16 protein-coding genes are annotated in these 18,353 nt (G+C 72.2%); 7 read left to right on the top strand and 9 right to left on the bottom strand.

Going from position 1 to position 18,353, the window contains the following annotated elements:
* Positions 1-230, top strand: a 230-nt coding sequence (locus ACCP09_RS34980) for an ArsR/SmtB family transcription factor (protein WP_433753091.1), incomplete at its 5' end; no start/stop codon positions are given.
* Position 231: 1 nt separating this feature from the next.
* Here ACCP09_RS34980 and ACCP09_RS34975 read toward each other — a convergent pair.
* From ACCP09_RS34975 to ACCP09_RS34965, 3 genes are read right to left on the bottom strand one after another with little or no spacing between them, the layout of a single operon-like run.
* Positions 232-1,584 (bottom strand): glucosyltransferase, encoded by a 1,353-nt coding sequence (locus ACCP09_RS34975; protein ID WP_433753089.1) that lies wholly within the window; start codon positions 1,582-1,584, stop codon positions 232-234.
* Complete coding sequence (locus ACCP09_RS34970; protein WP_433753087.1) at positions 1,581-2,576, bottom strand: class I SAM-dependent methyltransferase; 996 nt, start codon at positions 2,574-2,576, stop codon at positions 1,581-1,583. The genes ACCP09_RS34975 and ACCP09_RS34970 overlap by 4 nt, the downstream gene beginning before the upstream one ends.
* Positions 2,573-5,185, bottom strand: coding sequence for an HAD family hydrolase (locus ACCP09_RS34965; RefSeq protein WP_433753086.1), 2,613 nt, complete (start codon positions 5,183-5,185; stop codon positions 2,573-2,575). Before ACCP09_RS34965 ends, ACCP09_RS34970 begins: the two co-directional genes overlap by 4 nt.
* A gap of 143 nt (positions 5,186-5,328) precedes the next feature.
* Between ACCP09_RS34965 and ACCP09_RS34960 the strand changes: the two genes are divergently transcribed.
* Positions 5,329-7,062, top strand: coding sequence for an FAD-dependent oxidoreductase (locus ACCP09_RS34960; protein ID WP_433753084.1), 1,734 nt, complete (start codon positions 5,329-5,331; stop codon positions 7,060-7,062).
* On the opposite strand, the gene ACCP09_RS34955 is transcribed toward ACCP09_RS34960, so the two are convergent.
* Positions 7,034-8,479, bottom strand: coding sequence for an aldehyde dehydrogenase family protein (locus tag ACCP09_RS34955; protein WP_433753082.1), 1,446 nt, complete (start codon positions 8,477-8,479; stop codon positions 7,034-7,036). The genes ACCP09_RS34960 and ACCP09_RS34955 overlap by 29 nt on opposite strands.
* A gap of 79 nt (positions 8,480-8,558) precedes the next feature.
* Complete coding sequence (locus ACCP09_RS34950) at positions 8,559-8,948, bottom strand: hypothetical protein (RefSeq protein WP_433753080.1); 390 nt, start codon at positions 8,946-8,948, stop codon at positions 8,559-8,561.
* A 305-nt stretch (positions 8,949-9,253) separates the two neighbouring features.
* On the opposite strand from ACCP09_RS34950, the gene guaA reads away from it, so the two are divergent.
* Both guaA and ACCP09_RS34940 read left to right on the top strand, forming a co-directional pair.
* Entirely contained in the window at positions 9,254-10,813 is a 1,560-nt protein-coding gene (guaA, locus tag ACCP09_RS34945) for a glutamine-hydrolyzing GMP synthase (protein ID WP_027932568.1), read from the top strand.
* A gap of 24 nt (positions 10,814-10,837) precedes the next feature.
* Complete coding sequence (locus ACCP09_RS34940; protein WP_027932567.1) at positions 10,838-11,602, top strand: GIDE domain-containing protein; 765 nt, start codon at positions 10,838-10,840, stop codon at positions 11,600-11,602.
* Between the two features lie 57 nt (positions 11,603-11,659).
* Here the strand turns inward: ACCP09_RS34940 and ACCP09_RS34935 are convergent, their stop codons facing one another.
* Together ACCP09_RS34935 and ACCP09_RS34930 are read right to left on the bottom strand one after the other, a co-directional pair.
* Positions 11,660-11,899 (bottom strand): hypothetical protein, encoded by a 240-nt coding sequence (locus ACCP09_RS34935; protein WP_017986702.1) that lies wholly within the window; start codon positions 11,897-11,899, stop codon positions 11,660-11,662.
* Positions 11,892-13,154 carry a PspC domain-containing protein gene (locus ACCP09_RS34930; RefSeq protein ID WP_433753078.1) on the bottom strand — a complete coding sequence of 421 codons (1,263 nt, stop codon included), beginning with the start codon at positions 13,152-13,154 and terminating at the stop codon, positions 11,892-11,894. The genes ACCP09_RS34935 and ACCP09_RS34930 overlap by 8 nt, the downstream gene beginning before the upstream one ends.
* Before the next feature lie 113 nt (positions 13,155-13,267).
* On the opposite strand from ACCP09_RS34930, the gene ACCP09_RS34925 reads away from it, so the two are divergent.
* Together ACCP09_RS34925 and ACCP09_RS34920 are read left to right on the top strand one after the other, a co-directional pair.
* Positions 13,268-14,617 carry an ATP-binding protein gene (locus ACCP09_RS34925; RefSeq protein WP_017986704.1) on the top strand — a complete coding sequence of 450 codons (1,350 nt, stop codon included), beginning with the start codon at positions 13,268-13,270 and terminating at the stop codon, positions 14,615-14,617.
* On the top strand, positions 14,614-15,288 hold the full coding sequence (locus ACCP09_RS34920) for a response regulator (protein ID WP_020420055.1): 675 nt from the start codon (positions 14,614-14,616) through the stop codon (positions 15,286-15,288). The genes ACCP09_RS34925 and ACCP09_RS34920 overlap by 4 nt, the downstream gene beginning before the upstream one ends.
* On the opposite strand, the gene ACCP09_RS34915 is transcribed toward ACCP09_RS34920, so the two are convergent.
* Positions 15,246-16,166: a DMT family transporter gene (locus ACCP09_RS34915; RefSeq protein WP_433753095.1), complete on the bottom strand. Its 921-nt coding sequence runs from the start codon at positions 16,164-16,166 to the stop codon at positions 15,246-15,248. The two genes, ACCP09_RS34920 and ACCP09_RS34915, sit on opposite strands and share 43 nt — an antisense overlap.
* A gap of 83 nt (positions 16,167-16,249) precedes the next feature.
* Here ACCP09_RS34915 and ACCP09_RS34910 point away from each other — a divergent pair, with 83 nt between their 5' ends.
* Positions 16,250-17,152 (top strand): LysR family transcriptional regulator, encoded by a 903-nt coding sequence (locus tag ACCP09_RS34910; RefSeq protein ID WP_433753075.1) that lies wholly within the window; start codon positions 16,250-16,252, stop codon positions 17,150-17,152.
* 249 nt (positions 17,153-17,401) lie between these two features.
* Here ACCP09_RS34910 and ACCP09_RS34905 read toward each other — a convergent pair whose 3' ends face one another.
* On the bottom strand, positions 17,402-18,346 hold the full coding sequence (locus ACCP09_RS34905) for a serine/threonine-protein kinase (protein WP_027932564.1): 945 nt from the start codon (positions 18,344-18,346) through the stop codon (positions 17,402-17,404).
* Between the last annotated feature and the right edge of the window lie 7 nt (positions 18,347-18,353).

The following is an 18,353-nucleotide window of genomic DNA, read 5'->3' as shown; positions in this document are numbered from 1 at the left end:
CCCGACGGGCGATCCTCCGCCTGCTCCAGGCCGAGGGCGACCGCCCCTGCGGCACCTTCGGCCTGCCGGTCGCCGCGTCGACGCTCAGCCACCACTTCCGGGCCCTGCGCAAGGGCGGCCTGATCCGCCAGTACGACGAGGGCAGGCAGCGCATGAACACGCTGCGCACCGCCGAGCTGGAGAAGAGGTTCCCCGGGCTCGTGGACGCGGTGCTCGCCAACGCCGGCTGAGTCAGCCCCGCACCTCCGCGCACGGCGCCACCACCGCGAACAGCAGCGGCTCGCCGGGCGGCGGCACCGGCGCGACGACGATCGTGACGTCGTCCGGTCCCGGGACGATCGGCACGGCGTAGCGGCCGTCTTCCTCCGCCACCAGCGGCACCGGCTGCGGCGGACGGACGGGCGCCGCGCACGCAGCCCGCGCCTCGGCCACCGAAGCACGCCACGACGGCCCGCCCGTGCGCACGCTCGGGGCCGCCCAGTCGCTCAGCACCTGCACGCCGAGGAACACCGCGACCGCCCCGCCGACGACCGTCCGCGGCCGCAGCCGGTCCAGCAACGCCGCCACCGCGACCCACAACAACAGCAGCGGCACGATCGTGTAGCGCGACCCGTTCAGCGAGAACTCCGCGCGCTCCAGGAACCCGCCCGTGCCACGCAACCCGACCGGCACCACCAGGTACGCCACCGAGCACGCCAGACCGACCGCCGCGACCTGTCGCGCCACCCGGTCCGCGCGCCACAGCAGCAAACCCGCCACGAGCGCGGCCACCGCACCGACGACAGCGACCAGCACGAGCCCGGCCCACTGGTACAGCGGCCCCAGCAACCGGTCCCCGGTCAGCGCGCTCAGCAGCACCCGCAGCCCGTAGATCGACGGCAGCTCGCCCAGCACCGTCTCGCTCGCCCGGTACCCGGCCGCGCGGGTCAGGTGCACCCAGCCCTGCACGGCCAGCGCCACCAGCATCACCGCGGGCGTGACGCACGCGAGCAGCCGCCGCGGCGACCGCACGATCCCGACGATCGCGGCCGGCAGCACCAGCGCGGTCAGCGGATCGGACAGCGCCGCGAGCGCCACCACCGCCGCCGAACCCACCTGCCCGGCCACCGACCGCGGAGGCGCCAGCAGCACCCAGAACGCCGCGTACGCCAGGTACCAGTGCAGGTCGTTGACCGCCGCGTTCACCTCGAACCCGGCCTGCGGCAGCAGCGGCACGACCACGGTCACCAGCACCCGCGCCCACGGCGACCGCAGAACCCGTCCACTGTGGAACCACACCAGCAGTGAGATCAACGCGACCACCAGCGCCGCGCCCGCGGCCAGTGCGGCCGCCGCCCACGCGAGCGGCAGCGCCGCGGCCGGCTGCGCGATCAGCTTCGCGATCACCTGCAGGTACCCGGCGTGCGGCGTGACCAGGTTGTGCCACAAGGAATGCCGCATCGCCTGGTTCAGAAAGACGCCGCCGTCCTCTGCCCACACCACGTCGTAGGCCCGCAGCCCGGGGCCCCGCATGAGCTGCAGCCAGGTCGCCGCCAGCACCCAGGCCACGCTCGCCGCGATCGTCGCGGTGCGGGTCCGGTTCACTGCCGTCGCAGGACGCGGTCGGCCAGCGTCGCCGGACGCTCGTCGAGCTGCGCCCGCAGCCGTTCGTTCTGCCTGCGCAGCTCGTCGGCCTCGGCACGCAGGTCCGCGGCCTCCGTCGCGAGCCGGTCGAGCTCACGCCGCTGCGCGGCGATCGTCTCCGCCATCGAGTCCGCGTTCTCCGCGTGCGCCACCGCGTCGAACTGCAGCTGCAGCAAGCGGGTGTAGAGGGCGATGCGGTTGTTCTCCAAGGTGTAGAGGAGCCGCGAGTCGCGGTAGGGCCGCAGCGCGTCGAGCAGCGCCTCGTCCCGGGTCACCACGCCGACGCCGAAGATCGCCGGGATGATCGCGAGCTGCCAGCCGTCGGTCAGTGCGTCCTCGACCGCGGTGAGCACGCCGTTGCGCTCGCCGCCGGCCTCCTGCGCGCACGTGAACGCGCCGAGGCCGACGAACCCGGCGCGGGTCAGCTCGTCGTGCCACACGGTCGGACCCTCCGAACTGGACGGATGCCGGTCCTCGGGGCGCAGCCGGGACGGCAGGTAGTACTGGTCCCGCCGCGAACACGGCCACAGCACGTCGTGCAGCACCGCGACCGCGTCCGGCGCGTTCGCCAGCACCCAGGCCAGCTCTGCGCGCACGGTCGCGTAGTTGTGGTCGCCGTCCAGCACGTAGAGGTCCGCGACCGGCAGGTGCGGCAGCACGTCCGGCGAGCGTTCCTCGATCAGGTGCAGCGAAGGGTTCCCGGCGATCGCCGCGCGCAGCGACTCGGTCGGGGCCGGGTCGACGCAGTACACCGCGCGGGCGCCGAGTTCCGTGTAGATGCCGCTGACCTGGCCGGACTCGACGCCGACCTCGACCACCGTGGAGATCGGCCGGTGCGCGTAGACGACCTCGAAGACCTCCCGGAAGCAGGACAGCGAGTGCAGCAGCAGGGGTGTCTGCCGGGCCGCGCGGGCCTGGGTGTGCGGATCGGTGCGGGTGCCGTAGTCGTTCACTTGCCGCTCCGCAGCTGCCGCACGGCGATGCGCGCCGCCGACGTGGCCAGGCCGACCGGTCCGTGCGTGCGGATCTCCTCCCGCACCCGGCTGCGCATCCGCGTCAGCCGGGGCGCTGACGGCGGGTGGGCGCCGAGCCCGGTCCGGGACTTCGGCAGCACCGCGAAGGCGACCGTCACCTGCCCGGACGTCACCGGCGCGCCGAACCGGGCGGCGACCGGGAACCACACCGCGCCCTCGTCGGCCTCGAACTCGAACAGCGTGCCGCCCAGCCACCGGCACGCGGCGTGGATCAGCCCGGCGAAGTCGGCGGGGTGTTCCCAGCGCTCCACCCGCGGCACGCTCTGACCGGGCACGATCGCCTTGACCTCGACCCAGTCGATCCGCGCCAGCGCGGGCCGCCCCGGCACCGCGAGAGCCACGTCGGTGACGTCGGCGGAGCGGAAGTCCAGGCGCGCGAACGAAAGCCCGTTGTGGTTGATCCGCACCCGGCGGCGCGGGCCGTCGTGCCATTCGCCGTCGCCGGTGCGGAAACTCAACCTGGTCTCGGCCGGATCGTCGGACGGCTCGAACAGGTCCGCGTCCACCTGTCTGTCGGCCAGCGCGCGAGCGCCCGCGGCCAGCCGGGTGTCCGAGGCCGCGAGCAGTGCGGGCCAGAACGCGTCGCGCATCTCCAGATCGGCCAGGTCGGCGGGGGAGAGGTAGGGGATCGCGGGCAGCAGGTCCTCCGGCACGACCCGGGTGATCAGCGCGGACCCGAAGTTGTCCTCGTGCGCCCAGTTGCCGAACACCGCGGCTTCGGCGGCTGTCGGCGCCTTCAGCGCGGACACCAGGATGTTCGCCAGCCGGTGCCGCGCGGTGCCGGTCAGGTCCGGCCAGCCGCCGTCGGCGTAGCGGTACCACTGGGTCTGGAACTCGCGGATGCCGTCCTGGACCGCGCGCCGCTGCGCCAGCTGGGCCTCGCCGTCGGAGGCCGGGCCGAGCACGGGGGAGCCGTCGTCGGCGAAGTCCAGCAGCGAGCCGCAGAAGTCGTTCACCGACTGCTCCAGCACCTCGGGGCTGCGGCTGATGGTCCGGGCGATCTCGGGCGGCTGCCCGCCCTGGCTGAGGTAGCTCTCGATGCGCAGCCCGGCCCGGTACACGCGCACCGACCGGTCGTCGGTGGCGAGGTAGAAGCCGGCCGGGCGGACCTCCGCGCCGGCCACGTCGAGCAGCCGGCCCAGGTAGTACTGGATCGTCCCGCCCCAGCCCAGGTCGACCAGCGCGGGCTCGGGCGCGTCGAGCATCCCGGCCCGGCGCAGCTCGCCCAGCACCCGCTCGCGGATGCGGGTGACCGTGACGGCCAGCCGGTTGCGCAGGTGGGCGGTTTCGGTGAGCACGTCGGTGACCAGGTCGATCTCCCGGTCGTTGTCCAGGACGGTGTCCAGGGCCTCGGCCAGCGGCGGCACGTCACCAGGGCGCAGGTGCAGGGCCTGCATCAGCTGGCGGACGGTGAGCCCGTGGCGCTGCTGGATGAACTGCCGCAGCGAGTCCGGGTCGGCCGGGTCGAGCGCGGCCAGCGAGGTGACGTGCCGGGACAACCAGACCGGCCGCGCCTCGACGTTCCAGCCGCGGGCCTGCGCGGCGTTGTTGATCAGCGCCGAGAGCAGGGTGCCCTCGCGCATCGGGCACCACAGCACCGGGATCCCGGACTGGTGGGCGCGCAGCGCGACCCACTCGGCGAACCCGGTCAGCACGGGGCCGAGCACCGCAGCGCCGTACCGCCAGGCCGTGCGGACCGGGGTCTGGGCCGCCTGGTCCACCCGCTGGAGCGTCTTCGCGCGCAGGCTGGTGATGCCGTAGTCGCCCTGGTCGGTATCGAGGTGCTCGCCGAGCGGGTCCTCCAGGCCGAGCGGCTCGCGCTCCCGCTCCAGCACGGCGAGGAACTCCTCGTCGAGCCGCTCGTAGTAGACGGTCCGGACACCCAGCTCCTGCGGCACCTCGATGTCGGCGACCGCGTTGTCCCCGATGTGCACGACCTGCTCGGGGTGCACGCCGAGGTTGTCCAGGACGATCTCCCACAGCCCGGACGCCTTGTCGAGCCCGTGCTGGTGCGAGCGGAAGACCCGGGCTTCGCGCAGCGCGCCAAGGCCGGGGCGGTCGAGCAGTTCGGTGAGGTGCTCTTCGGTGAAGTAGGTGTCCGACACCAGCACGGTCGGCACGTGGTGCTTCGCGGCCAGTTCGACCAGCTCGGCGATGTCCAGGTCGGGCACCGTGAAGTCGCGCTCGCAGGTCACCTCGGCGCGGACCAGCTCGGGCAGCTCGGCGCCGAAGATCCGCATCGGCATGTGCTGCCAGATGTCGAACAGCGACACCTCGGTGCCCAGCGCCTCCTCGCTCTGGCGCGCCCGCTGTTCCGCGACGATCCGCATGCGCCGGAACGCGGCGGGCGTGACCCAGTCCGGGCACCGGCCGTCCCGCACGAGCCGCGCCCCCAGCACGGCGAACACGTCGGTGGGCCTGGGCGTGCGCCGCCACAGGATGGTGTCGAAGACATCCAGCGACAGCACGGCGCAGGAGCCGTCGGTGATCAGCCGGCGGACCCGGTCGAGCGAAGGCGGCAACGACAAGGCATCTCCCCAGATTTGTGATGTGATTTACAACGATAATCACTCCGATGGGGGAAATACGTTACGCGCGGCGAAGAGGTTGCCCGAACTGATCGGTAACTTACTACTGGTCAGAACCCTGTGGTGGTGGTTACGCTTTACCTGTGACCACGCGTAACAGCAATGCGGCTGACTATGACGTCATCGTGGTCGGATCGGGGTTCGGCGGCAGCGTCGCCGCGCTCCGGCTGACCGAAAAGGGCTACCGGGTGGCCGTCGTCGAGGCGGGCCGCCGGTTCGCCGACGACGAGTTCGCCAAGACGTCCTGGGACCTCAAGCGGTACCTGTGGGCGCCCGCGCTCGGCTGCTTCGGCATCCAGCGGATCCACCTGCTCCGCGACGTGATGATCCTGGCCGGCGCCGGTGTCGGCGGCGGGTCGCTGGTCTACGCCAACACGTTGTACCGGCCGCTCAAGCCGTTCTACCAGGACAAGCAGTGGGCGCACATCACCGACTGGGAGTCCGAGCTCGCGCCGTACTACGACCAGGCGAGCCGGATGCTCGGTGTGGTCACGAACCCGAGCGTCACGCCGTCGGACGAGGTCATCCAGAAGGTCGCCGCCGACATGGGCGTCGCCGACAGCTACCACCCGACGCCGGTCGGGGTGTTCTTCGACAAGCCGGGCGAGCGCGTGCCGGACCCGTACTTCGGCGGGGCCGGGCCGGAGCGGACGGGCTGCACCGAATGCGGCTCGTGCATGACCGGCTGCCGCGTCGGCGCGAAGAACACGCTGGTCAAGAACTACCTCTACCTCGCCGAACAGGGCGGCGCGCAGGTCATCCCGCTCACCACGGTCACCGCCGTCCGCCCGCGTGGGGACGGCTCGTTCGAGGTCGACGTCCGCAAGACCGGCACCAGGTCGAAGCGTTTCCGCACCACGCTCACCGCGGGCCAGGTCGTGCTCGCCGCGGGCACCTGGGGCACGCAGCGGCTGCTGCACGAGATGCGCGACCAGGGCACGCTGCCCCGCCTGTCGCCGCGCCTGGGCGAGCTGACCCGCACCAACTCCGAAGCCATCATCGGCGCGGGCCGCCCGACCGTGGACCCGGAGCGCGACTTCAGCCGCGGCGTGGCGATCACGTCGTCGTTCCACCCGGACGAGTCGACGCACATCGAGCCGGTGCGCTACGGCAAGGGCAGCAACGCGATGAGCCTGCTGCAGACGATCGCGACCGACGGCTCGGTGCCGACGCCACGCTGGCTGCAGGCGGTGCGGTTCCTGGTCAAGCACCCGGTGCAGAGCGCGAAGCTGCTCAACGGCTACCGGTGGAGCGAGCGGACCGTGATCCTGCTGGTGATGCAGAGCCTCGACAACTCGATCACCACCTACACCAAGCGGGGCCTGTTCGGGCGGCGCAAGTACACCTCCAAGCAGGGGCACGGCGAGCCGAACCCGACGTTCATCCCGGCCGGGCACCAGGCCAACGAGCTGACCGCGAAGCACATCGACGGCACCGCGGGCGGCACCTGGGGCGAGGTGTTCGACATCCCGCTCACCGCGCACTTCATCGGCGGCGCGCCGATCGGCACCAGCGCCGAGGACGGCGTGATCGACCCGTACCACCGCGTGTTCGGCTACCCCGGACTGTCCATCGTGGACGGCACGGCGATCACGGCCAACCTGGGCGTGAACCCGTCGCTGACCATCACCGCGCAGGCGGAGCGGGCGTTCTCGTTCTGGCCCAACAAGGGCGAGGCCGACAAGCGGCCGGACCAGTCGAAGGGCTACCGGCGGATCAAGCCGGTCCCGCCGAAGAACCCGGCGGTCCCGGCCGACGCGCCGGCCGCCCTCCGACTGCCGCTGGTGTCTACAGGTCGATCCCGGCGAACACGGTGACCCGCTCCTCGGTGAGGTCGTGCATGGCGGCGAGCACGCCTTCGCGGCCCACCCCGGAGCCCTTCACACCGCCGTAGGGCATCTGGTCCGCGCGGTAGGACGGCACGTCGCCGATGATCACGCCGCCGACCTCGAGCTCGGCGGAGGCGCGGAACGCGAGGCGGACGTCGCGGGTGAAGACGCCGGCCTGCAACCCGTAGGCGGAGGCGTTGACCGCGGCGAAGGCCTCGTCGGCGTTCTCGACCACGGACACGGCGAGGACCGGGCCGAAGATCTCCTCGGACCACGCCTTCGTCTCGGCGGGCACGCTGGTGAGCAGCGTGGGTTCGACGGTCGCGCCCTGGCGCGACCCGCCGGCCAGCAGCTTCGCGCCGGCGGCGACGGCCTCGTCGACCCAGGCGACGATCCGTTCCGCGGCCGCCTCGTCGACGACCGGGCCGACGTCCACCGTGGAGTCGTACGGGTCACCGGTCCGCTGCGCGGCGATGGCTTCGGCGAGCGCGGGGATGAACTCGTCGGCCACCGAGCGTTCGACGATGACCCGCTGCACCGCGATGCACGACTGGCCGGCCTGGTAGTTGCCGAAGGTCGCGATGCGCTGCGCGGCGCCGGTCAGGTCCGTCCAGTCGCCGAGCACGACCGCGGCCGCGTTGCCGCCCAGTTCCAGGACGACGTGCTTGCGCGGGGCGGCGTCGGCCAGCGACCAGCCGACCGGGCCGGAGCCGGTGAACGACACGACCGGCAGTCGCGGGTCCGCGACCAGTTTCGCGGTGTCCTCGTTGCCCAGCGGGAGGACCGAGAACGCGCCCTCCGGGAGGCCGGTCTCGGCCAGGATCTCGCCGAGGACCAGCGCGGACAGCGGGGTGCGCGGGGCGGGTTTGACGATGATCGGCGCGCCGACGGCCAGCGCGGGGGCGACCTTGTGGGCGACGAGGTTGAGCGGGAAGTTGAACGGCGCGATGCCGAGGACGGGGCCGCGGGGCACGCGGCGGACCATGGCGAGGCGGTTCTCGCCGGCGGCGTCGGTGTCCAGGCGCTGGAGGTCGCCGGAGAAGCGGCGGGCCTCCTCGGCGGCGATGCGGAAGACCGACACCGCGCGGCGCACCTCGGCTGCCGCCCACTTCAGGGGTTTGCCGTTCTCGGCGGTGATGAGTTCGGCGAGCTCCTCGGCGCGCGCGGCGAGTTGTTGCGAGGTGTGTTCCAGCGCGGCGGCCCTGACGTGGGCCGGTGTCCGGCGAAGCACCGGCGCGACGGCGACCGCGGCGGCCACCGCACGCTCGACCTGATCCGGCCCCGGCACGGCGACGGTCGCCACGTCGCTGCCGTCGAAGGGGTGGTGCACGTCCAGGGTGGCCGTCCCCTGCTCCGCCCGGCCGGCGATCCAGGCCGGCCGCGGTTCCGGCGTGATGGTGTCCATGCGGACCAACTTAGAGCGCCGGAGGAAAGGTCGTTTCACGTTCCACGCGTGCCGCGAGCATCGCCCCGATCGGGTGATCTCAGCAGGACGAGTTCTCCAAGCTGGGCCGGACGACCCAGTTGATCTCCCAGAGCCAGAAGCCCCAGGTGAGCAAGGCCGCCCCGGCGAGGGCGGCCACCAGGCCGAGACTTCGGGACGTCCATCGCCGGGTGACCCACACGAGGATTGAGCAGGCACCGGCGGAGTAGCCCGCGAACAGGATCAGCTTCGGAATCATGATGATCAGGAGGCCCATCCCCGCGGAGGGTTCGAGGTGGTCGGCGCCGCAGGCGGTGAGGTACCAGCCCACGGCCTGTTCGCTCGCCAAGAGCCAGGCGATCCCGACGGCGATGTGCAGCGTCCCCCAGGCCAGCCCGCCCAGGCACCCGCGCAGGACGGACCGGAGGTCGCTCTCGGCGGGCTCGGCCACGCCCCAAGATCGTGTGCGGCGCGCAGGCCGTTACGGAATACCCGGCGCACCGCCCCCGTTGTACGTGCTGGTCGGTGCGGTCCGTGTCCCCCGGGCCTCACCTGTTTCGCCGTCAGGGAATACCGGTGCGAGCCGGAGCCCTGTTCGGACCTTTCGCCGAGAGGCGACCGCCGTGCCGGCCATCCATACGTCAGACAGGCCCCGGGCCACGCGTCCGGGGCCTTCGTCGTTACCACGTCCCCGGGCGCACGTGACCCAGCCCACCTGGGACGATGGAAGACACACGTCGTCCTGATGGAGGTCCGGTGTCCAATCCGAGCGGTCCGGTGCTCGTCGTCGACTTCGGCGCGCAGTACGCGCAGCTGATCGCCCGCCGTGTCCGCGAGGCGCAGGTCTACTCCGAGGTGGTGCCGCACACCGCCACGCGCGACGAGATCCTCGCGAAGAACCCCTCGGCGATCGTCCTGTCCGGCGGCCCGGCCAGCGCCTACTCGCCGGACGCGCCGGGCATGGACCCCGAGCTGGCCAAGTCCGGCGTCCCCATCTTCGGCATCTGCTACGGCTTCCAGGTCCTCGCCCAGGCGCTCGGCGGCACCGTCGAGGCCACCGGCAACCGCGAGTACGGCCGCACCGAGGTGCACATCCCGGCCGACGGCGGCATCCTGCACCGCGAGCTGCCCGAGCGGCACCAGGTGTGGATGAGCCACGGCGACAGCGTCACGAAGCCGCCGGCCGGTGCGAAGGTCACCGCGACCTCCGAGGGCGCCCCGGTCGCCGCCTACGAGAACGTCGACGACCGCATCGCCGGCGTCCAGTACCACCCCGAGGTCCTGCACTCGCCGCACGGCCAGGAGGTCCTGCGCCGCTTCCTGCACGACATCGCGGGCATCAAGCCGCAGTGGACCACCGCCTCGATCGTCGAGGAGCAGATCGCCCGCATCCGCGAGCAGATCGGCGAGGACGGCCGCGCGATCTGCGGCCTGTCCGGCGGGGTCGACTCCGCCGTCGCCGCCGCGCTGGTCCAGCGCGCCATCGGCGACCGCCTGACCTGCGTCTTCGTCGACCACGGGCTGCTCCGCACCGGCGAACGCGCCCAGGTCGAGCGCGATTTCGTCGCCGCCACCGGGGTGAACCTGGTGACCGTCGACGCCCGTGAGCGCTTCCTCGGCGCCCTCGCCGGCGTCACCGACCCGGAGCAGAAGCGCAAGATCATCGGCCGCGAGTTCATCCGCGTGTTCGAGCAGGCCGAGCGCGACCTCAAGGCGCAGGGCGACTACCGCTTCCTCGTCCAGGGCACGCTGTACCCGGACGTCGTCGAGTCCGGCGGCGGCACCGGCGCGGCCAACATCAAGAGCCACCACAACGTCGGCGGCCTGCCGGAGGACCTGCAGTTCGAGCTGGTCGAGCCGCTGCGGCTGCTGTTCAAGGACGAGGTCCGCCGCGTCGGGCTGGAGCTGGGCCTGCCGGAGACCATCGTGCACCGGCAGCCGTTCCCCGGCCCCGGCCTCGGCATCCGCATCATCGGCGAGGTCACCGCGGACCGGCTGGAGACGCTGCGCGCCGCCGACGCGATCGCCCGCGAGGAGCTGACCGCGGCGGGCCTGGACCGCGACATCTGGCAGTGCCCGGTGGTGCTGCTCGCGGACGTCCGCAGCGTCGGCGTTCAGGGCGACGGCCGCACCTACGGCCACCCCGTGGTGCTGCGCCCGGTGTCCAGCGAGGACGCCATGACAGCCGACTGGACCCGCTTGCCCTACGACGTGCTGGAGCGCATCTCCACCCGCATCACCAACGAGGTCCCCGAGGTCAACCGGGTCGTGCTGGACGTGACCAGCAAGCCGCCGGGCACCATCGAGTGGGAGTGATCCGGGACTGACCTGGGGGGCGGCGTGTCGCTGGCCGGCATCGCGTTGATCGTCGTGGCGGTGTTCCTGTTCCGCCGCGCGCGCAAGGCGGGCGCGCAGATCCGGGCCATGACCGCCACGCCCACCCTCACGGTCGCGCAACTGGAGCAGATGCGGCGGATGGTCCCGCGGCCGCGACCCGAGGGCGGCTTCCGCAAGATCACCGAGGTGATCGGCGGCGCCCAGCCGGGTGCCGGCGGACTGCTGACGTCGGAGCTCAGCAAGACCCCGTGCGTCTGGTACAGCTACCGCGTCCGGCGGCGCTGGTACTACCGCACCCGCAAGGGGCACCGTCGGGTGCGCTGGGACACGGTCGCCGAAGGGCAGGCGCCGCCGAGTTTCGTGCTCGTCGATCCGCAGCGCCGCCCGATCGAGCTGGTCGTGGACGGCGCCCGGCCGGAGGCCGTGGAAAAGCCGGTCGATTCCTACCAGACCGATTTCCGGGCCGAGACGGTCGAGTTCCTCGGTCTCGAGTGGCCGCGGGGCCGGGGCACCCTCGGCTTCCACTACGAGGAGTGGATCATCCGGCCCGGCACCTGGCTCTACGTCCTCGGCGAAGCGCGCGACGTGACGGGCTCGCTGGTCATCGGGAAGCCGGAGGACGGCAGCGATTTCATCATCGCCGCGAAACCGGAGGGCGAGCTGCGTGCAGGCCGGGGCCGTCGCCACCGCCTGCTCGGAGCCGCCGCCTGCGCGCTGGTCCTGGTCGGCCTCGCCCTGATCGTGACCGAATTCTGGATCATGGCCTGAAAAAAAGGGAGCCGCGGACACGTCCGCGGCTCCCTTCTGGCCTGGCAGTCTCCGGCGTCAGTCCCGCCGGCCTCCCCGCATCGACGCGCCCAGCATCAGCACCCCGACGAGCACCGCGCCGCCGGCGAGCACCCACTTCAGGTCGAAGGAGGGCAGCCACGTGGCGCCGTCGGACAGGACGTAGGCCGACACCAGGAGCGTCGCGATGCCGAGGATCAGCGTGACGACGTCCACCCCGCGTCGCCGCTCCGGCGGCGCCGGCGTCTCCGTGTCGTGGGCGTAGGGGTTCTCAGCCACGGCGCACCTCCAAGCTCCCGACGCCCTGGTCGGCCTTCAGCGTCAGCTGCAGCCCGCCCGGACCGTCGATCCCGTAGTCCACTCCGGTGATCGGGGCGATCCCGACCCCGTTGCTCTCGCGGCCGAAGCAGCTCACGTCACCGGCCTGCGACTCGCAGGAGTACGTGACGTCCGCCGTCGCGGGCACGCGGATCGTCGTGTCGCCCGCGCCGAGGTGCACCTCGGTCGTCACCGGCACGTCCGCGGGCAGCCTGGTCAGGTCCAGGTCCACGGTCCCGGCCGTGCGCTGGTAGCTCGGCAGCACCTCGGCCGCGCTCACCGGCGTGGCCCGCAGGTCGCCCAGCCCGCCGGAGTAGTCGGCGACGGGGACCGTGGTCAGCGCGACACCCGCGATCGACAGCGGCACCGCCAGGATGGCCAGCTTGCGGCCGCCACCGGCGAACGCGCCTGCCACCATCCCGACGCCCAGCACCCCGAGCACCAGCCCGATGACGTGCTGCGGCGAGAACCACGCGTCGCCGGACGAACCGATCGCCGCGCCGATCCCGGCGACCAGCAGCGCGATGCCGAAGGTCGCGACACCGATCTTGCTCGTCCGCCGCGGCGCGCGCGGCGGTGGCGGCGGGGCCGGTGCCGGAGGCGGAACCGGGTCCGGCAGGTCCCACGCCATCGGGTCCGCGCCCAGCGGATCCCACCCGGACTCGGCCCGCTCCGTGGTGCCCGGCGCGCTCATCGAGAACGCGGCGGGGCCGACCTCGGTGGCCACGTGGGTCACCGGCGCCGGCCGGTTGACGTGCCCGCGGCCGCGGTGCAGCAGGTACAGCGCGGTGACCATCATCGCCGCGCCGATGATGCCGCCCCCGTCGAACCAGCCGCCGGCGAACGCCCAGCTGGACAGCGGGAAGAACAGGATGGCCAGCACGATCGTGATGTGCTTGGACATCGAGCTGCGGCCCTGCCCGAACAGTGACTCGATGGGTGACACCTCGTCGCCCTCGGCCGGGAACAGCAGCCAGCACAGCAGGTACAGCGAAGCGCCGACGCCGCCGAACACGGTCGCGGTCACGAACGCCACCCGCACGATCACCGGGTCGATGCCGTACCGGTTGCCGATGGCCGCCGCGACGCCGCCGATCTTGCCGCCCCTGGCGGGACGGCGCGGCCGGCTGGCCCAGAAGTCCTTCACGGTCTCCTCGAAACCGCCCAGGCCTTGCGGTTTCGGAGCCTCTGCCGTGTCGTTCATGGTGCCCAGCATGCGTCAGCGGTCCCGCGCGCACATCGGGGAACGACCCTGAGTTTGCGGCGGCCGCGATCCCCGGGGTTTTCCCCGATGAATCGTGGTTGCGGCCGTGTGACCATGGCAGAACCATGGATCACGTGCAGGAGAAGCCGCGCACCGAGACCGGCATGCCGCTCCCGCGCCCACCGGGCGAGGGCGCGGTCGTGCCTGCTGCCGGGAGCGCGCTGGCGGAGGTCGACGAGCGGCCCAAGATGTACCGGCGCCGGTCGAGCCGCGTGGTGGCGGGTGTCGCCTCGGGCCTGGCCGACCACCTCGGCATCAAGGTGCTGTGGGTGCGCGCCACGTTCGCGATCCTGGCCGCGTTCGGCGGGGCCGGGATGGTGGCCTACGGGCTGTTGTGGGTGTTCGTGCCGCAGCGGCGGCGCGAGGAGACCGAGGCCCCGGCCACGCCGAGGGAGAAGCAGCAGGCCATCGGTCTGCTCATCCTGGGCGTCGGGCTGCTCGTCGCGGGCGGGGCGATCACCGGCGCGATCAACGGGTGGGTCGCGGTGCCACTGGCGCTGGCCCTGGTCGGCGCCGCGGTTGTGTGGCGGGAGGCCGACGAGTCGCAGCGCCGCCGCTGGCGGGACGGCGCGCGGTCCGGCGTCGCGGGCATGGTGCTCGGCGGCGGCGGGTGGTCGGCCGCGATCCGGATCCTCGCCGGTGTCGCGCTGGTGATCACCGGCATCGGTGTCGTCGTGCTGCGCAGCGGATCGCTCGATCAGGTGCAGTTCGCGCTGCTCGCCGTGCTCGCGACGCTGGTCGGGGTGGCGGTGCTGACCGTGCCGTTCTGGCTGCGGATGGGCCGCGACCTGGGGGAGGAGCGCCGGGCCCGCATCCGCACCGAGGAGCGCGCCGAGATCGCCGCGCACCTGCACGACTCGGTGCTGCAGACCCTGGCGCTGATCCAGAAGCAGTCGGAGTCGCCGAAGGAGGTCGCGCGGCTGGCCCGCAGCCAGGAGCGCGAGCTGCGCGGCTGGCTCTACGGCCCGTCCGGCTACGGGACGCCGGAGAAGAAGGGCGAGGACCGGTCGGTGGCCTTCTCCCAGGCGATCGCAAACGCTTGCGGCGAGGTGGAGGACACCTTCGCGATCTCAGTGTCGCAGGTCGTGGTGGGGGAGGCGCAGCTGGACGACCGGCTCACCGCGCTGGTGCTCGCGGCTCGCGAGGCGATGGTCAACGCGGCCAAGCACGCCGGGGTCGACGAGGTGAGCGTCTACGCCGAGGTGGAGCCCACCGCGGTCACCGTGTTCGTGCGGGACCGGGGCAAGGGCTTCGACCCGGAGACCGTGTCGGAGGACCGGCATGGCCTCGCCGACTCGATCCGGGGGAGGATGGAGCGCAACGGCGGCACGGTACGGCTGCGCACGGCGCCGGGAGATGGGACCGAAGTGCAGCTGGAGATGCCGGTGAAGGCCGATTCTGGAGGGACGCGTTGAGCGAGACACCGCAGCCGAAGGCCCCGATCAGCGTGTTCCTGGTCGACGACCACGCGCTGTTCCGGGCCGGGGTGCGTACCGAACTGGACTCGATCACCGACGAGGTGCGGGTGGTCGGCGAGGCGGGTTCGGTCGCCGAGGCGGTCGCCGGCATCGCCCGGACGAAGCCGCAGGTCGTGCTGCTCGACGTGCACATGCCGGACGGCGGTGGCGCGGAGGTGCTCCGCCGGGTCCGCACCGACCTGCCCGACGTCGTGTTCCTGGCGCTGTCGGTGTCGGACGCGGCCGAGGACGTCATCGCGGTCATCCGCGCCGGCGCCCGCGGGTACGTCACCAAGACGATCTCGTCGAAGGAGCTGGTGCGGGCCATCGCGCGGGTCGCCGAGGGCGATGCGGTGTTCTCGCCGCGGCTGGCCGGGTTCGTGCTGGACGCGTTCGCCGACCGCCCGGGCTCGGCGCCGATCAGCGACCCCGAGCTGGACCTGCTGACCCCGCGCGAGCGGGACGTGCTGCGCCTGCTCGCGCGGGGCTACGCGTACAAGGAGATCGCGTCGGAGCTGTTCATCTCGGTGAAGACGGTCGAGACGCACGTGTCCAGCGTCCTGCGCAAGACCCAGCTGTCCAACCGCTACGAGCTTTCGCGCTGGGCCTCGGACCGCAGGCTGGTCTGAACGAGGACCCGGCGCCGCACGCGGGTCAGGGCGACTCCGGCGAGCACGACGGCGACTCCGCCGAGGATCCGCGGGTTGAGGTCCTCGCCGAGGAAGACCGCGCCGAGCGCCAGCGACACGACGGGCATCAGGTAGCCGACGGTGGATGCGGCGACCGCGCCTTCGGTCGCCAGCAGGCGATAGCTCAGCGCGAACGCGACGCCGGTGGAGAACACCCCGAGGATCACCACGGCGATCACCGGACCCGCGGACAGGTGCACCGGCGTGGTGCCACCGGCGGGCATCGCGAGCAGCGTGAACCCGCTCGCCGCGGTCATCTGCGCGCCCGCCAGCGCAACCGGCGACGAGCCGGTGCCGGACAGGTGCTTGCCCTCGTAGACGAAGACGAACCCGTAGCTCACCGCGGCGGCGACGCAGGCCAGCGCACCCCAGCTGAGCAGGCCGGATTCCTGCCACGGCGCGAAGATCAGCACGGTGCCGGCGAGCCCGGCGAGCAGGCCGACGAGCTTCGGCGGGTCGAGCCGGCGTTCGACGCCCATCAGCACGGCCATGAGCAGCGTCCACAGCGGCGTGGTCGCGTTCAGCACGCCGGTCACACCCGAGCTGACGGTCTGCTCGCCGATCGCGAACAGCAGGAACGGCAGCGCGTTGTGGAAGAGGGCGGCAACGAGCAGGTGCTTCCAGATCCGTCGTCCGGCCGGCAGGCGGTCACGGGCGGCGTAGCAGAGCCCGACGAGGACGGCGCTGCCCAGGACGGTGCGGATGAGCACGATCTGGACCGGCGTGAACGCCTGCAGCCCGATCTTGATCCACAGGAAGCTCGATCCCCACATAAGTGCCAGCGCGGCCAGGCGCAGCAAGGTTTTCGTTTCGGCCACGGCCTTCACGATCGCGCCGGTGATCTGTAAGGACAAGCGAAAATCCCTACACGGTGCTGTTAGCAGAACTGTATCCTCGGGGGATGCTCGACGTCCGCCGGCTGCAGGTGCTGCGGGCCGTGGTGTCCAGCGGGTCGATCAGCGCGGCCGCCCGGAACCTCGGCTACACCCCGTCCGCGATCAGCCAGCAGTTGTCCACTTTGGAGCGTGAGGCGGGCACGGCGCTGCTGGAGCGGGTCGGCCGCGGAGTGCGGCCCACACCCGCGGGCGCGTTGTTGTCCCAGCACGCCGAGGTCGTGTTCGCGCAGCTGTCCAAGGCCGAGTCCGAGCTGGCCGACCTGAAGGCGGGCCGCACGGGCAGCCTGGCGATCCGTTATTTCGCGACGGCCGGCGCGTCGCTGGTGCCGCCCGCGGTGGCGGCCATCCGCCGCGACTACCCAGGCGTGAAGCTGGACCTGCGTCTCCTGGAGCCCGGCGAGGCGTTGCCGCAGGTGGAGAACGGTGACGCCGACGTGGCGATCGTGGTGTTCTCGGGCTCGTACTTGAAGCCGGGTGTCGAGCTGTGCCACCTGTTCGACGACCCGTACCGCGTGGCGCTGCCGAAGAGCCACCCGCTGGCCCGCAAGCGGGTCGTGGACCTGGGCGACCTGGCCGACGAGCCGTGGATCAGCAACGAGGGCGTGCCCGGCCCCTGCCGGGACGTGCTGATGGCAGCCTGCGGGGCCGCCGGTTTCGTGCCGAACTTCGTGATGGAGTGCGAGGACTACGCGACCGCGCAGGGCTTCGTCGCGGCCGGTCTCGGCATCAGCCTGGTCCCGGTGCTGGGCCTGGGCGCACCCCAGCCCGGCGCGGTGATCCGCCGGATTCGCAACCCGGAGCCGATCCGCCCGATCCACGCCGCCGTGGCCACCCGCTCACGCGACCAGCCCGCCGTCCGCCACTTGTTGCAGGTGCTCAAGGACATCAAAACCGACGTCGCCGCATAACAGCCCCACCCAACACACAAACCGCCACCCGGCAACGCAACGCACCAACCCCCCGAGCCACACCCCTCCCGCAACCCGATCCCCAGCCAAATCGGTTGCCGAGCCACCGGGTCAAGGCACGCTTTCCCGCCTTGACGCGGTGTCTCGGCAACCGAACACTGACAGATCGGGTTCGGAAGGGGCCCTCTCAATCCGGGCGTAGCGAAGCGAAGCCGGCGATTGAGAAACCCGCGTAGCGACTACAAAACCTCAGAGAAAAAGAAGCTGCGTAACCCCGATCCCAATAGCAGCCGCAACCAGCACAGCCATGGTCGCGAGGATCAACTGCCGCGCCCGGACCGGCGAGATCCGCACCAACGGTTGCTTCGGCGGAGGAGGCGGCGGCGACGGCGGCCGGAACGCGGGCACCGTCGGCAGCGCGGGCGCGGTGGGCGGGATGAACGCCGTCTGCCGTCCCTGCGTGATCGCCTGGAACGACGTGATGCTGTCGCCGAGTGTGGGCCGGCTCAGTGGGTCCTCGCGCAGCAGCTTCATCAACGCGGGCGCGAGCACACCGGCCTTCTCCGGCTGGCGCAGCGGCCCGCCGCCGTGGTCGCCGTAGGGCGGCACGCCTTCGACAGCCGTGTAGAGGGTGGCGCCGAGCGAGAACGCGTCGGTGGCCGGCGCGGCGGTCGCGCCCCGCGAGAGTTCCGGCGCCCGGTAGGCGGGGTTGAAGCCGGCGCCGGTGAACCCGATGTCGGTGACCTTGACGCCACCGTCGTCGGCGAGCAGCACGTTGCCCGGCTCCAGCCCGCGGTGCACCACGCCGGCCCGGTGCGCCGCGGCCAGCGCGGAGGCGAGCTGGATGCCCAGGAAGGCGGTCTGGTCGGGCGTGAGCGTCCCGTACTCGGCGAGGAAGTCCGCCATGTTGCGGGAGGGCACGTACTCCATGACCACCCACGGGTCCGGCCCGTCGCGGAGCACGTCGTAGACCCCGATCGCACAGGCGTGCTGGATCCGCATCGCGGCGCGGCCCTCTTCCAGCGCGGCGGCGATCGACTGCTCGCTGTGCCCCGGCGCGACCGGCATCTTCTTGGCCGCCACCGTGCGGTTCAGCTGCGTGTCGTACGCCAGCCACACGATTCCGGCGCGGCCACGACCGATCGGTTGGTCCAACCGGTACCGGCCGCCGACGAGTGCGCCCTCAGTACCCACAACACCC

The organism is Amycolatopsis sp. 3B14 (genome assembly GCF_050958625.1).
In the GTDB taxonomy this organism is placed as follows: Bacteria; Actinomycetota; Actinomycetes; order Mycobacteriales; family Pseudonocardiaceae; genus Amycolatopsis_E; species Amycolatopsis_E thermoflava.
The sequence above is the reverse complement of the archived record's forward strand: the minus strand, read 5'-3'. Positions and strand labels throughout refer to the sequence as shown.

Excerpts from the sequence above, each read along its gene's own strand:
- ACCP09_RS34955 (WP_433753082.1), bottom strand. The coding sequence starts at position 8,479 with ATGGACACCATCACGCCGGAACCGCGGCCGGCCTGGATCGCCGGCCGG.
- ACCP09_RS34930 (WP_433753078.1), bottom strand. The coding sequence starts at position 13,154 with ATGCTGGGCACCATGAACGACACGGCAGAGGCTCCGAAACCGCAAGGC.
- ACCP09_RS34925 (WP_017986704.1), top strand. The coding sequence starts at position 13,268 with ATGGATCACGTGCAGGAGAAGCCGCGCACCGAGACCGGCATGCCGCTC.
- ACCP09_RS34910 (WP_433753075.1), top strand. The coding sequence starts at position 16,250 with ATGCTCGACGTCCGCCGGCTGCAGGTGCTGCGGGCCGTGGTGTCCAGC.